This is a genomic window from Rhodobacteraceae bacterium M382, assembly GCA_025141015.1.
Lineage (GTDB): Bacteria > Pseudomonadota > Alphaproteobacteria > Rhodobacterales > Rhodobacteraceae > Aliisedimentitalea > Aliisedimentitalea scapharcae.
In genome coordinates, this window is the sequence record CP081098.1 from 4,556,290 (window position 1) to 4,569,522 (window position 13,233).

The 13,233-nt window shown below is 59.9% G+C and carries 13 protein-coding genes; 10 read left to right on the plus strand and 3 right to left on the minus strand.

Annotation, left to right across the window (positions count from 1 at the left end):
- Positions 1–35 precede the first annotated feature (35 nt).
- The 6 genes from rbfA to rpsO all read left to right on the plus strand — a co-directional run bounded on the left by rbfA (position 36) and on the right by rpsO (position 4,520).
- Complete coding sequence (gene rbfA, locus K3727_21180; protein ID UWQ91213.1) at positions 36–431, plus strand: 30S ribosome-binding factor RbfA; 396 nt, start codon at positions 36–38, stop codon at positions 429–431.
- Positions 428–1,162 (plus strand): phosphodiester glycosidase family protein, encoded by a 735-nt coding sequence (locus tag K3727_21185; GenBank protein UWQ91214.1) that lies wholly within the window; start codon positions 428–430, stop codon positions 1,160–1,162. The genes rbfA and K3727_21185 overlap by 4 nt, the downstream gene beginning before the upstream one ends.
- 121 nt (positions 1,163–1,283) lie before the next feature.
- Positions 1,284–2,198 carry a tRNA pseudouridine(55) synthase TruB gene (gene truB / locus K3727_21190; protein UWQ91215.1) on the plus strand — a complete coding sequence of 305 codons (915 nt, stop codon included), beginning with the start codon at positions 1,284–1,286 and terminating at the stop codon, positions 2,196–2,198.
- A gap of 82 nt (positions 2,199–2,280) precedes the next feature.
- Positions 2,281–2,814: a DUF1643 domain-containing protein gene (locus K3727_21195; protein ID UWQ91216.1), complete on the plus strand. Its 534-nt coding sequence runs from the start codon at positions 2,281–2,283 to the stop codon at positions 2,812–2,814.
- 84 nt (positions 2,815–2,898) lie between these two features.
- Complete coding sequence (locus tag K3727_21200) at positions 2,899–4,074, plus strand: calcium-binding protein (protein UWQ91217.1); 1,176 nt, start codon at positions 2,899–2,901, stop codon at positions 4,072–4,074.
- Positions 4,075–4,250: 176 nt separating this feature from the next.
- The gene (gene rpsO, locus K3727_21205) at positions 4,251–4,520 is read left to right on the plus strand and encodes a 30S ribosomal protein S15 (protein ID UWQ91218.1); all 270 of its coding nucleotides are present in this window, start codon (positions 4,251–4,253) and stop codon (positions 4,518–4,520) included.
- 276 nt (positions 4,521–4,796) lie between these two features.
- On the opposite strand, the gene K3727_21210 is transcribed toward rpsO, so the two are convergent.
- Positions 4,797–5,909 carry an MBL fold metallo-hydrolase gene (locus K3727_21210; protein UWQ91219.1) on the minus strand — a complete coding sequence of 371 codons (1,113 nt, stop codon included), beginning with the start codon at positions 5,907–5,909 and terminating at the stop codon, positions 4,797–4,799.
- 419 nt (positions 5,910–6,328) lie between these two features.
- Here K3727_21210 and pnp point away from each other — a divergent pair, with 419 nt between their 5' ends.
- Entirely contained in the window at positions 6,329–8,452 is a 2,124-nt protein-coding gene (pnp, locus tag K3727_21215) for a polyribonucleotide nucleotidyltransferase (GenBank protein UWQ91220.1), read from the plus strand.
- A gap of 143 nt (positions 8,453–8,595) precedes the next feature.
- The gene (locus K3727_21220; GenBank protein UWQ91221.1) at positions 8,596–9,312 is read left to right on the plus strand and encodes a glycosyltransferase family 25 protein; all 717 of its coding nucleotides are present in this window, start codon (positions 8,596–8,598) and stop codon (positions 9,310–9,312) included.
- A gap of 122 nt (positions 9,313–9,434) precedes the next feature.
- Here K3727_21220 and K3727_21225 read toward each other — a convergent pair whose 3' ends face one another.
- Positions 9,435–10,085, minus strand: a complete 651-nt coding sequence (locus K3727_21225; GenBank protein UWQ91222.1) for a peroxiredoxin — start codon at positions 10,083–10,085, stop codon at positions 9,435–9,437.
- Between the two features lie 283 nt (positions 10,086–10,368).
- Between K3727_21225 and K3727_21230 the strand changes: the two genes are divergently transcribed.
- Entirely contained in the window at positions 10,369–11,808 is a 1,440-nt protein-coding gene (locus K3727_21230) for an aldehyde dehydrogenase family protein (protein UWQ91223.1), read from the plus strand.
- Positions 11,809–12,020: 212 nt separating this feature from the next.
- Here the strand turns inward: K3727_21230 and K3727_21235 are convergent, their stop codons facing one another.
- Positions 12,021–12,461, minus strand: coding sequence for a hypothetical protein (locus tag K3727_21235; protein ID UWQ91224.1), 441 nt, complete (start codon positions 12,459–12,461; stop codon positions 12,021–12,023).
- Positions 12,462–12,730: 269 nt separating this feature from the next.
- Between K3727_21235 and K3727_21240 the strand changes: the two genes are divergently transcribed.
- A complete protein-coding gene (locus K3727_21240; GenBank protein ID UWQ91225.1) occupies positions 12,731–13,198 on the plus strand; it encodes a VOC family protein in 468 nt (155 codons plus the stop codon).
- The last annotated feature ends 35 nt before the right edge of the window (positions 13,199–13,233 follow it).

Genomic DNA, 13,233 nt, shown 5'->3' on the forward strand with positions numbered 1-13,233 from the left:
TGGCAAAGCCCCGGTTTCGGCATAGATCGTGAGTTATGGCTAAGAACAAATCCCAAACTGGTACCGGTCCATCGCAGCGACAGCTGCGTGTGGGCGAATTGATTCGCAGAATCCTGTCAGAGATTCTGATGCGCGGCGAGGTGCACGACCCCGATCTCAATCGCATGTCGATTACGGTGGGCGAGGTTCAGGTCACCGGAGACCTGGGGATCGCGACCGCTTATGTCCTGCCGTTGGGCGGACAGGGCAAGGACGACGTGCTGAAACTGCTCGCCCGCAACAAGGGCGAATTGCGCCACATGATCGGCAAGCAGCTGGATCTGCGGTTCACACCTGACCTGCGGTTCCGGCTGGATGAAACATTTGACCGGATGGACGACACCCGTCGCATGTTGGAACAGGACGCGGTGCGCCGCGATCTCGAAGATTGACTCTCCGGCTGCTCTGCCTGGTGCTGGGGCTGGCCGCCGGGCCGCTGGCCGCGGCAGAGTGCCGGAACATCACATTTGACGACACCCGATATACGGTTTGTGACATCGACACGGCCCGCGAAGATCTGCGGCTGTTTCTACACGATGACGACGGTCAGATCCTGGGCCAGTTCGGGCGCATCAACGCACAGCTGAGCCCCCAGGGCGCGCGCCTTGGCTTTGCCATGAATGCCGGGATGTACCATTCGGACCGCTCACCCGTCGGTCACTATGTCGAAAACGGCCAGGAGCGCATGCGGGTGATCCCAAATGCCGGGCCCGGCAATTTCGGCCTCCTGCCAAACGGCGTGTTCTGCATTCGCGACACCCGCGCCGATGTGATCGAAACACGGGATTATATGGCCCGGACCCCGGATTGTACCTATGCCACCCAATCCGGCCCGATGCTGGTGATTGATGGCGACCTGCATCCACGGTTCCTGCCGGATTCTACCTCACGCTATCTGCGGAACGGGGTCGGCACCACGGCGGACGGCTCCCGCGCGGTGTTTGCGATTTCGCGCGATACCGTGACCTTCCACGAATTTGGCCGCCTGTTCCGCGATTATCTGAAACTGCCGAACGCCCTGTATTTCGACGGAAATATCTCACGGCTCTATGCACCGGATCTGCGGCGCAATGATGCCGGATTTGCCATGGGTCCCATTGTCGGCGTGGTTGTCGCCGACTGACCACTCGGCCCGCGATCGGGGCGGCGATCGGGCCATCGTCCCTGTCAGGGGTCTTCACTGCAATTGACAGACCGGTCCGGGTGGGGTACCCGGCGCGCCTTGTCTGGAACTGGGGGCTATCATGGGACGCAAACGCAAGGGACGCGATATTTCGGGCTGGCTCGTGGTGGACAAACCCGCCGGGGTCACATCGACCACCGTGGTGAACAAGGTGCGCTGGGCGTTCAACGCGAACAAGGCCGGCCACGCCGGCACCCTGGACCCGGATGCAACCGGCGTTCTGGCTGTCGCTCTGGGCGAAGCGACCAAAACCGTTCCTTATATTACCGACGCGCTCAAGGCCTATACCTTTACCGTGCGGCTGGGACAGTCGACCAACACCGATGACGCCGAAGGCGAAGTGATCGCGCAATCCAATGACCGCCCGTCCGACGCGGCAATCAAAGAGGCCCTGCTGCCCTTCCTGGGCGACGTCATGCAGGTTCCACCGAAATTTTCCGCGGTCAAGATCGACGGTCAGCGCGCCTATAAACTGGCCCGCGATGGCGAAGACATCACACTGGCCGCCCGGCCGCTGTGGGTCGAGGAACTGGTCATGACCGACCGCCCCGACGCCGATCACGTCACCCTGGAAATGACCTGCGGCAAGGGCGGTTATGTCCGCTCTATCGCGCGGGACCTGGGGGCGGCACTGGGCTGTCATGGTCATGTGCGCGAATTGCGCCGCATCTGGTCGGGCCCCTTTGATGCCGCCGACGGGCTGACCTGGGACCGGATCGAAGAATTGGCCCGCACGCCGGACCTGGACAACTACCTGCGTCCGCTCGAAGAAGGCTTGGCTGATCTGCCCGAACTGAAATGCCAACCCGAAGGGGCCACCCGGTTGCGCAACGGCAATCCCGGCATGGTCCTGCCGACAACAGATGTCGAATACGGAGACGAAGCCTGGGCATCGTATCAGGGACGTCCGGTGGCTGTGGGGCGGTATAAATCCGGTGAACTGCACCCCAGCCGCGTCTTCAACCTGCCCGACTGAACCGACAAACAGGGGAGCCGACAATCGGGGCGGGCGGGCAAACCGGGTTGGCCACAGACCGGATTGCCCGTAGAACATCCCGATGATCACCCGCTCCCATACCAAAGGCGACGCCCCGTCGACCGCCGTCTATTCCGATTGCGAACGCTATCGCTACAGCCTGACACGGGTGTGGGATCCGGCCGGGCAGCGGGTGAATTTTGTCATGCTGAACCCGTCCAAAGCCACCGAGGTTCAAAACGATCCGACCATCGAACGCTGCGAACGTCGGGCCCGGGCGCTGGGGTTTGGCGGCTTTTGTGCGACCAATATCTTTGCCTGGCGGGACACCGACCCGCGCAACATGCGCGCCGCGTCCGACCCCATCGGAGCCGACAATGATCAGGCCATCCTGAAGGCTGCCGATTGGGCGGACCAGATCATCGCCGCCTGGGGAACCCATGGGGCGCACCGTCACCGCGGCACAGCCGTGGAACAGATGCTGCGGTCGCGCGGGATCGACCTCCACCATCTGGGACTCAGCAAGGCAGGACACCCGAAACACCCTCTGTATATCGCCTATGTCCAGCGCCCATGCCCATGGGTTGTGGCCGATGGGGCGACAATCGACCGTTAACCGGGTTGCGCGATTGGCTTTGACCAACCCCACCGAAATGGCCGATGATGACTATGGGGCGCAATATGCGTGGAGTGTGGTGTTATGATGTTACTTGCCAGCGTGATTGGCCTGATGGCCATCGGCGGTGTCGTGCTGTCTGAAATGGATTCAGAGGACGAAACCGCTGCGGATGACTCCTTGGCCGACGAAGAAAATCGGTCACCGGATGGCTCCGAAGACGAAGAGGCCACCGCCGGTGACCTTTTGGCCGGCGTCGGACAGCAGGACGGCAACGACGCAGGGTATGTGCAGACCGACGAGTATGTGCAGACCGATGATCAGGGCGCAGCCGGCGACCAAACCTCCTCATCCGACCCTTCATTGGCCTCTCAATCGCAGCCCGCGACACAGGACACCGCGGATGAATCCCCAGATCCCTCTCCGGTCCTCGTTTCGGGCGATGCCGACAACAATATCATGGTCGGCAGCAACGCGGACGATCTGTTGTCCGGCAAATCCGGTGATGACCAGATCAACGGCTATGACGGCGACGACCGGGTGTGGGGCGATCAGGGCGATGATGGGCTGTACGGCGCGGATGGCGACGACAGCCTGTGGGGCGGCGGCGGGGCCGATGTCCTGCACGGCGACGCGGGCAACGACCAATTGACCGGCAACGACGGCGACGACACCCTGTTCGGCCATTATGGCGACGACCAGATGGTGGGCGACGCCGGCAATGATTCGGCCCACGGTGGCCAGGGCAATGACACGGTGCACGGTGGTGCCGGAGACGATGCCCTGCATGGCAACGATGGCAATGACTCCCTGAACGGGGGCCTGGGCGCGGACACATTGTTTGGCGGGCGGGGTGACGATGTCATTTCCGGCGTCGTCGATCATATGGTCGCCGGTCAGAATTCCGACATTGACTATTTGAACGGCGGCGACGGCAATGATGTCATCATTACCGGTGCCGGAGACATCGTGACCGCAGGCAGCGGCGCGGACTCGATTGTTCTGGGGGATTGGATCACCGATGACCAGGCCGCCACGATCGTGGACTATAACGAAGCCGAAGACCAATTGGTCATGGTCTGGGATTCGGACACCGAAGCCGACGTTTCGGTCCAATCCGACCCGGACAACCCGGACCTGCAGCATATCGTGATCAATGGCACCATGGTTGCGTCGGTTCACGGGATGGGCAACCTGACGGCCCAGGACATCATGCTGGTCAACAGTGCGACGGCCGGATCGCTTGGCATGTCGGCCTGACGCCCAAACGGATTGCACCAGAATTCCTTTGCCAACCCCGTGAAAACCGCCTATACGCGCGCATCCGACGTCGGAATCATTCGTTTGAATTTTTCGGTGGCGGATATCTCCATGGGCCTGTGCTGGACGACATCCCGGCCTGCGCCATTCACATCAACCCTGCAAAGGAGACCCCGATGTCGATCACTGTTGAAGAAAAAAACCGCCTGATGAAAGAATTCGCAATCACCGAAGGCGACACTGGTTCGCCTGAAGTTCAGGTTGCTATCCTGACCTCGCGCATCAATACCCTGACCGAGCACTTCAAAACCCACAAGAAGGACAACCACGGTCGTCGTGGCCTTCTGAAAATGGTTGCCCTGCGCCGCAAGCTGCTGGACTACACCAAAGGTAAAGACGTTGCCCGCTATCAGGACCTGATCAAGCGTCTGGGCATCCGCCGCTAAGGCCGGACCCACCAGGTACCTACAAAGAAACGCCCGCGGCTCCGCCCGGGCGTTTTTTTTTTTGGCCTTGCGATATCCGCGTTTCAATTGGATCAGCACCACCTCGCGAACCAGTTGGCAGCCACAGGTTGCATGCCCGGCGATCGCCAACACACCAAAAGCCGCTCAATACCGCTCAATACCGCCCCAGACCCACGGCAAAGTTCGGTTGGGCCAGAATGCGAAAGCAGTCGAAACGGTGGATAGACACATGTTTTAATAGGTGGGTTTCACCCCCTACTCGACATCTTCCCACCAGTTCGAAAACTCTTTGTCCTCTTTCATGTCGACGAATTCCCCAACCTGGGGCGTAACCAGATCGATTTGTTTCTGCGCGGCAATGGCCAAAGCCCGAATGATGGGTTCATCCCAGGGGTGGTAGGCCAGATTGAACGTTGCCCAATGGACGGGCAACATCTTTGCACCCTTGACGTCAACGTGAACCTGTCCCGCTTCTTCCGGTGTCATGTGAATATCGTGCCAGGCGTCGCCCGGACCATATGCGCCAACCTTGATGATGGTTGCATCGAATGGTCCAAACCGGGCACCAATCTCTGAAAACACTTTTGAATAACCGGTGTCTCCGCTGTAGAAAAAGCGGTTGTTGGGGCCGATAACCGACCATGAGGACCAAAGCGTCTTCTTGTAATCAAAGGTCCCCCGGTTGGAATAATGACGCGTCGGGGTCGCAACGATTCGGAGTCCCGCAATCGACCCTTCCTCCCACCAATCCAGCTCGGTGACCTGCGTCTCCGGAACACCCCAGATCAGCAATTGTGCCTTGTTGGCCAAGGGAACAAAAAACTGGGTCCCCTGTTTGGCAAGATGACGGACTGTTGCCGCGTCAAGATGATCATAGTGATTGTGGGAAATAACAACCGCATCAATACCACCCAGTTCAGACAGACCGATTGGCGGCTTATGAAACCGCATGGGACCGGCAAATGACACCGGCGACGCCCGATTTGACAACACCGGATCGGTCAGGATCCGCACCCCGTCGATTTCGACCAGAACACCGGCATGCCCCAACCACGCCATACGCAACCCTGCGCCCGGAGCAGATTGCAGTCGTTCAGCATCAATCGGGATGACTGGAATATTGCCGATCGGATTGGTGCGTTCATGGTCTGCAAAGGCTTCGATAACGCTTGCGACCGTCACATCGGCGCTGGCCTGCGGTTCAAAATTCACAAACCGACCATCACGAAACGGCGCAACCCGCTCACTGCGCGATTGGTTCCCGTGCGAAATCGGTGCGCTTATCCAATACCCGATCAGCGTCCCCCCTGCAGCGACAAGCAAAAGAACCGCCACCAATATCAATCCAGCTATTTTAATGTATCTCAACAAATAATCCTCCGGTTGCGCGTTCGCATGCGTCACGGTTGGATAGACACATTACTATTGGCCCTTATCAAGACTGACTTTGGGGGACCAGACCCTCGTGACAAATCGGAACGCTGGACTACAGGCCACCACAGGCCACAATCGTCACTGCGGTTGACACACTCAAGGTTGCCGCGCGCGTTGCACGCCTGAATGATCCAAAGGTGCCCTGGTTTTTTCCGCTGTCGCGCAGCTCACGACCGCACCTTCAACTCACATCTTTCAATCCGCCGCATTTTCGTATATGGCCGCGACTATCTGAGACGGTGTGCCCGGACCCCGGCACGCGAAAGAAAGATACATGGGGTCGGCGGCAATGGGGCCGCCATTCAAAACGGGAGACCCGGAGGGCCGGGAGTGCTCCCTTCTAGGATACGCATATGTTTGATGTAACGACGAAAAGCATGCAGTGGGGCGAAGAAACGCTGACACTGGAAACGGGCAAGGTTGCCCGTCAGGCAGATGGTTCTGTCATCGCCACCTTGGGCGAAACTTCGGTCATGGCCAACGTGACCTACGCACGCCAGCAGAAACCCGGCCAGGATTTCTTCCCGCTGACCGTGCACTATCAGGAAAAATACTATGCCGCGGGCAAGATCCCCGGCGGTTTCTTCAAACGTGAGGCCCGCCCCACCGAAAAAGAAACCCTGACCGCGCGTTTGATCGACCGTCCGATCCGCCCGCTGTTTGTTCCCGGCTTCAAAAACGAAGTTCTGGTGATGTGCACCGTGCTGTCGCACGATCTGGTCAACGACCCGGATATGGTTGCCATGATCGCCGCCTCGGCTGCGCTGACCCTGTCGGGCGCACCGTTCATGGGCCCGATCGCCGGTTGCCGCGTTGGTTTCGAGGACGGCGATTACGTTCTGAACCCGACCGTTGACGACATGCAGGACCTGCGCCTGAACCCTGAACAGCGTCTGGACCTGGTTGTTGCCGGCACCAAAGACGCCGTGATGATGGTGGAATCCGAAGCTTACGAACTGTCCGAGGCAGAAATGCTGGGTGCGGTGAAATTTGCCCACGAGCAGATCCAGCCGGTGATCGACCTGATCATTGCCCTGGCCGAAGACGCCGCCAAAGAGCCGTTTGACTTCCAGCCTGCCGATTATTCGGAACTGTTCGACGCTGTCAAAGCCGCTGGTGACACCCAGATGCGCGCCGCCTTCGCGATCAGCGACAAACAGGAGCGCACCGCCGCTGTTGCCGCCGCCCGTGACGCGATCAAAGAAGCGCTGAGCGAAGAGCAACTGGCAGACGCCAACCTCGGCTCGGCCCTGAAAAAGCTCGAAGCAGGCATCCTGCGCGGTGACGTTGTCAAGACCGGCAAACGCATCGACGGTCGTTCGACCGACGAAATCCGGTCGATCGTCTGTGAAACCGGCATGCTGCCGCGGACCCACGGGTCGGCTCTGTTCACCCGTGGTGAAACACAGGGTCTGGTTGTGACCACTCTGGGCACCGGCGACGACGAACAGTTCATCGACGCGCTGCACGGCAACTTCAAATCCAACTTCCTGCTGCACTATAACTTCCCGCCCTATTCGGTTGGCGAAGTTGGTCGTGTGGGTGGCCCCGGCCGGCGTGAAATCGGTCACGGCAAACTGGCATGGCGCGCTCTGCAGGCGGTTCTGCCTGCGTCCACCGATTTCCCCTACACCATCCGTCTGGTGTCGGAGATCACCGAATCCAACGGCTCTTCGTCGATGGCATCGGTTTGCGGTGGCTCCCTGTCGATGATGGACGCGGGCGTTCCGCTGAAATCGGCTGTGGCTGGTGTTGCCATGGGTCTGATCCTCGAAGAGGACGGCTCCTACGCGATCCTGTCCGACATTCTGGGTGACGAAGACCACCTGGGCGACATGGACTTCAAAGTGGCTGGTACCGAAAACGGCATCACCTCGCTGCAGATGGACATCAAGATCGCAGGCATCACGCCCGAGATCATGGAAAAAGCCCTGGCACAGGCCAAAGACGGCCGGATGCACATCCTGGGTGAAATGTCCAAGGCGATCACCGGTGCGGCCGACTTCTCGGTCCACGCCCCGCGCATCGAAACCATGCAGGTTCCCACCGACAAGATCCGTGAAGTCATCGGGTCCGGCGGCAAGGTCATCCGCGAAATCGTCGAAGTGTCGGGCGCCAAGGTCGACATCAACGACGACGGCATCATCAAGATCGCATCGCCCAACGGCGACTCGATCAAGAAAGCCTACGACATGATCTATTCGATCGTGGCCGAGCCCGAAGAAGGCGCAGTTTACACCGGTAAGGTCGTCAAAATCGTCGATTTCGGTGCCTTCGTGAACTTCTTTGGCAAACGCGACGGCCTGGTGCATGTGTCCCAGATCGAAAACCGCCGCCTGAACCATCCTTCGGACGTTCTGAAGGAAGGCCAGGAAGTCAAAGTCAAACTGCTCGGCTTTGATGATCGCGGCAAGGTACGCCTGTCGATGAAAATCGTGGACCAGGAAACCGGCGAAGAAATCAGCCCCGAATCCTGAAGATCGACCTGACCAACACGAGGCCCTGCATGGAAACATGCGGGGCCTTTTTTTGTGGGCGACCTCGTTTACCGACCTGCCTGTCCGCCGCCTGTCCGCCGCTGGGCCTTTCTTTGCGCCATGTTGCAGTCTATTCAGGACTCATGCACTCACTGATCATCCATATGCCAGGCGACACCAAACGGGCCTCCAATGTGGCGACACTGCGCGACACGCTGCCAAACGCCCAGATTGTTGACGCCGTCATCGGCAAGGATGTGATGGCCACCGGCGGGTGCGCCCCGATTGCCGGTACCTTGTATCGCCCGTCCTATCCCTTTCCTCTGTCACCCGGCGAAGTCGGATGTTTCCTGTCGCACCGCGCCTGCTGGCAAAAGATCGTGGCCCAGGACTGGGAGTGGGCCTTGATCGTCGAAGACGACCTGTCGGTCGATCCGACCCTCTGGCCGGATGCACTCCACCTCATCGCGGATCACATGACGCCGGACCACTTCATCCGCCTGCCCGCCAAACACCGCGAGGCCGCGGCGGCGACCGTGGCGCAATTCGGCGAGGCCCGCCTGTTTCTGCCCCGCGTTCCCGGCCTGCAAACTGTCGCTCAGGTGGTGGGGCGCGCTGCCGCGGCGCGCCTTCTGGCATCTACGGAAACCATCGACCGCCCCGTCGACACCTTCTTGCAGATGCATTGGATTCACGGCCAGACGATCCATACCATCCTGCCCAATGGCGCTTCGGAACTGACCGACGCACTCGGCGGGTCAACCATTCAAAAGAAATCCGGGTCCCACAGCAAACTCGAACGCGAACTCAAACGCGCCGTCTACCGGGCCCAGGTCTCGGCCCATCGCCAGCACATGTAAAAACCCCCGCAGATCTTGCGGGGGTCCATCTTCATCTGGCCAAAAATATCCTCGGGGGGAGCGTTGCAATCCGATCCGGATTGCAACGCCGGGGGGCAGACAGCCCCCCGCCCCGGCTCACATCATTCCGGCGCTTTGGTCTTGCGCAGATACGGGAAAATCGTCTCGAACTGACCGAATTTGGCGGCCGCATCTTCATTCGACACGGTCGGCGGGATGATCACGTCTTCGCCCGGAACCCAGTTGGCTGGGGTGGCAACGCCCTTGCCCGACATCTGCAATCCATCCAGAGCGCGCAGGATTTCGGCAAAGTTGCGCCCAACCGTCATCGGATAGGTCATGCTCAACTTCAACTGCTTGTCCGGCCCGATGACAAAAACAGACCGCACGGTTGCGCTGTCGGCAGGGGTGCGCCCGTCGGGCATATAGGCTTCGGCCGGCAGCATGTCGAACGCCTTGGACACGGCCAACTCTTCGTCCGCAATGATCGGGAACCCGGCGGCGGCATTGCCGTATTTCTCGATGTCACCTTTCCACTTCTTGTGGTCCTCGACGCCATCGACGGACACGCCGATCACCTTGCAATCCCGCTTGGCCCATTCGTCGCTCAGCTGCGCAACAGCCGAAAACTCGGTGGTGCACACTGGGGTAAAATCCTTGGGGTGCGAAAACAGGATCGCCCAGCTGTCGCCGATCCAGTCATGAAAGCTGATCGTGCCCTGATCCGTCTCGGCTGTGAAATTCGGAACCGTGTCGTTAATGCGCAAACCCATGGGTGTCTCCTGTTTCATCTGTGTTGCCTTCGAAGAACAACCTAGTACCTCTGCCGCAACGTTACAGCCCCAAGTGAGAAATTTCACCACATTCATAAAATCGCTTTCTTTTATGCAAGTTACTGGTTTTCTGATCAGCCAAACGTTGCAGAAACGCTATTGCAAAATAATTTGATCAAATTTCAGAAAATCCCTCTGTTGCCCCTCTGGCGTGTCAGTGACACAGTGGCGCCGAAAAGCCGACCAAAAGGTCGGAATAGAATCGATCCCGGGAGAAGTCATCATGATCGAAAAACGCGATTTCTATATCAACGGCCAATGGGTGGCCCCCTCGCAACCGAACGACTGCCAGGTCATCGACCCCTCGACCGAAGACCCCTGTGCCGTCATTTCGCTGGGCGCGCAGGCGGATACCGATGCTGCCGTTGCAGCAGCCAAGGCGGCTCTGCCCGGCTGGATGGCCACACCTGTGGCCGACCGGATCGCAATGGTTGAAAAGCTGGTCGATATCTACAAAACCCGGGGCGAGGATCTGGCCCAGGCGATGACGGCCGAAATGGGTGCCCCCATCGACATGGCCCGCACCCAACAGGTCGGCACCGGCATCTGGCACCTCAAGAACTTCATCCGCGCCGCCAAATCGTTTGAATTCGAACAGCCCCTGGGCGATCACGCCCCCGAAGACCGCATCATCCACGAGGCCGTCGGCGTTGCCGCGCTGATCACGCCGTGGAACTGGCCGATGAACCAGATCACGCTCAAGGTCGGTGCCGCCGCGATCGCGGGCTGCACCATGGTGCTGAAACCCTCCGAACAAAGCCCGCTCAACGCCATGGTCTTTGCCGAAATGATGGACGAGGCCGGCTTCCCCGCTGGTGTGTTCAACCTGGTCAACGGCGATGGCGTGGGCGTCGGATCACAGCTGTCCACCCACCCGGATGTCGACATGGTCTCGTTCACCGGCTCGACCCGCGCCGGCACGCTGATTTCCAAAGCCGCCGCCGACACGCTGAAAAAGGTGCATCTGGAACTGGGCGGCAAAGGTGCCAATGTGGTCTTTGCGGACGCAGACGAAAAGGCCGTCAAACGCGGTGTTCTGCACATGATGAACAACACGGGCCAAAGCTGCAACGCCCCCAGCCGGATGCTGGTTCAACGCCCGATTTACGACAGGGCCGTTGAAACCGCCGCCGAAGTGGCCGCCAAGGTTACGGTCGGCAATGCCCACGACGAAGGCCGCCATATCGGCCCCGTGGTGAATGAATTGCAGTGGACCAAGATCCAGGACCTGATCCAAAAAGGCATCGACGAAGGTGCCCGCCTGGTCGCCGGCGGCACCGGTCGCCCCGACGGTCTGAACAAGGGCTATTACGTCAAACCGACCATCTTTGCCGATGCCAACAATCAGATGATCGTCGCACGCGAAGAGATCTTTGGCCCGGTGCTGACGATGATCCCCTTTGACACCGAAGAGGAAGCCATCGAAATCGCCAATGACACGCCCTATGGCCTGACAAACTATGTCCAGACCCAGGACCCGGCCCGCGCCAACCGTATGGCCCGCGCCCTGCGCTCTGGCATGGTGGAAATGAACGGAAAATCCCGTGCGGCCGGGTCGCCGTTTGGCGGCATGAAGCAATCCGGCAACGGACGCGAAGGCGGCACCTGGGGTCTCGAAGACTTTCTCGAAGTCAAGGCTGTCGGCGGCTGGGCTGCAGAATAACCCACCGCCTGCGCAAGAGTGACAAGGGCTGAATGGGGGCGCTGCCCCCGCAGCCTTTGGCTGCTCCCCCGGGATATTTTTAGCCAGATGAATGAAGGATCCCCTGTTCATCTGGCCGTAAATATCCCGGAGCGCGAGGCAGAGCCTCGCAAACCTGCCTAACCAACCGGAGGACGAATGGGTGTTCAGCACCCAGGCTCAGCCTTCAGGTTTCAGGTCACCCTCCGGGCAACCACCAACTGTGGGTGCCCGTCCGAGGTTTTCCTGGGCGACCGTCCGTCCCAGCCGATCACACCGGTGACTCGCTGGCGCAATGCGGAAAAGCTGGCAAACCGCACCACATCGACCGGCGCGTCGAAATGCAGCGTCACACGACGATGCGCCCCATCCCCAAGGTTGGACAACGCGCGAATCTCGCCGCTAAAAGCTTGTCCCAGGTAGCGCCCCTGAACCCGCTGCCCGACATGCAGCTCCATCCGGTTTGTGCTCCGGGCCCTCAGCGTATTCCAGTCCCGCGCGCCATATTGGTGCGCCACCAACTCCAACGCCGCGCTATGCGTGATCACGGTGCCCGTGCTTTGCAATCGCGCGCGCAGCCGTTTGGCCTGCGATTTAAGATCCTCCACAGGAGGAGCATTTTGTGAATCTGTCATCCGTCGCCTCGTTTCAGCGGCATGTCTGTGTCAGACGGAGCTTGCATTGCCATCCAGTCGCATGCCTGCATTCAGAGCTACGAAGGGTGTCATATCAAACGGGTTTCACCATCGCCAAAAGGGCGCGCAAGCGGCAGGGACCCGGCCCTGCCCCCGTTTACGGTCATGTCGCCACCACCGTCAACCCCTTCCCCCTTGATCTCAAGGTGGCTTGAGATGCCAGTCTGGCCCCGACTCATCATTGACGCTGCCCAAAGGATTCGTGCCCCATGCCTGCCATCTCGAACATCACCGGCCTGTTTGAAACCCACCTGCCTGTTGCCGATCTTGATCGCTCGATCCAATTCTACCGCGACCGGATCGGGTTACAGCTGGCTCGCGTTGTCCCGGACAGGAATGTCGCCTTCCTTTGGGTCGCTGGCCCGGAACAGGGGATGCTGGGGCTTTGGGGCGGTCAGGCCGGGCCGCTGCGCATGACCCTGCACTTTGCGTTTCGACTCGCTCTGTCAGAGCTTGTTGACCTGCCGGACCGGCTCGGTGCGCGCGGCATTCAGCCCTTGGGGTTTCACGCTGAACCGGTTGTCGAACCTGTGGTGATCGGCTGGATGCCGGCCGCGTCGGTCTATTGCAAAGACCCCGATGGCCATTCGGTGGAGTTTCTCAGCCCCCTCCGCGATCCGGCAGACGATGATTTCGGCATTGGCCCTCTGTCGCACTGGCGCGCGCGGCATCGGTGAAATTCGCCGATGCTCTGGCCTTGGGCGACAGTCCA

Excerpts from the sequence above, each read along its gene's own strand:
- K3727_21230 (UWQ91223.1), top strand. The coding sequence starts at position 10,369 with ATGATCGAAAAACGCGATTTCTATATCAACGGCCAATGGGTGGCCCCC.
- rpsO (UWQ91218.1), top strand. The coding sequence starts at position 4,251 with ATGTCGATCACTGTTGAAGAAAAAAACCGCCTGATGAAAGAATTCGCA.
- K3727_21200 (UWQ91217.1), top strand. The coding sequence starts at position 2,899 with ATGATGTTACTTGCCAGCGTGATTGGCCTGATGGCCATCGGCGGTGTC.
- K3727_21235 (UWQ91224.1), bottom strand. The coding sequence starts at position 12,461 with ATGACAGATTCACAAAATGCTCCTCCTGTGGAGGATCTTAAATCGCAG.
- K3727_21225 (UWQ91222.1), bottom strand. The coding sequence starts at position 10,085 with ATGGGTTTGCGCATTAACGACACGGTTCCGAATTTCACAGCCGAGACG.
- pnp (UWQ91220.1), top strand. The coding sequence starts at position 6,329 with ATGTTTGATGTAACGACGAAAAGCATGCAGTGGGGCGAAGAAACGCTG.
- truB (UWQ91215.1), top strand. The coding sequence starts at position 1,284 with ATGGGACGCAAACGCAAGGGACGCGATATTTCGGGCTGGCTCGTGGTG.
- K3727_21240 (UWQ91225.1), top strand. The coding sequence starts at position 12,731 with ATGCCTGCCATCTCGAACATCACCGGCCTGTTTGAAACCCACCTGCCT.
- rbfA (UWQ91213.1), top strand. The coding sequence starts at position 36 with ATGGCTAAGAACAAATCCCAAACTGGTACCGGTCCATCGCAGCGACAG.
- K3727_21195 (UWQ91216.1), top strand. The coding sequence starts at position 2,281 with ATGATCACCCGCTCCCATACCAAAGGCGACGCCCCGTCGACCGCCGTC.
- K3727_21220 (UWQ91221.1), top strand. The coding sequence starts at position 8,596 with ATGCACTCACTGATCATCCATATGCCAGGCGACACCAAACGGGCCTCC.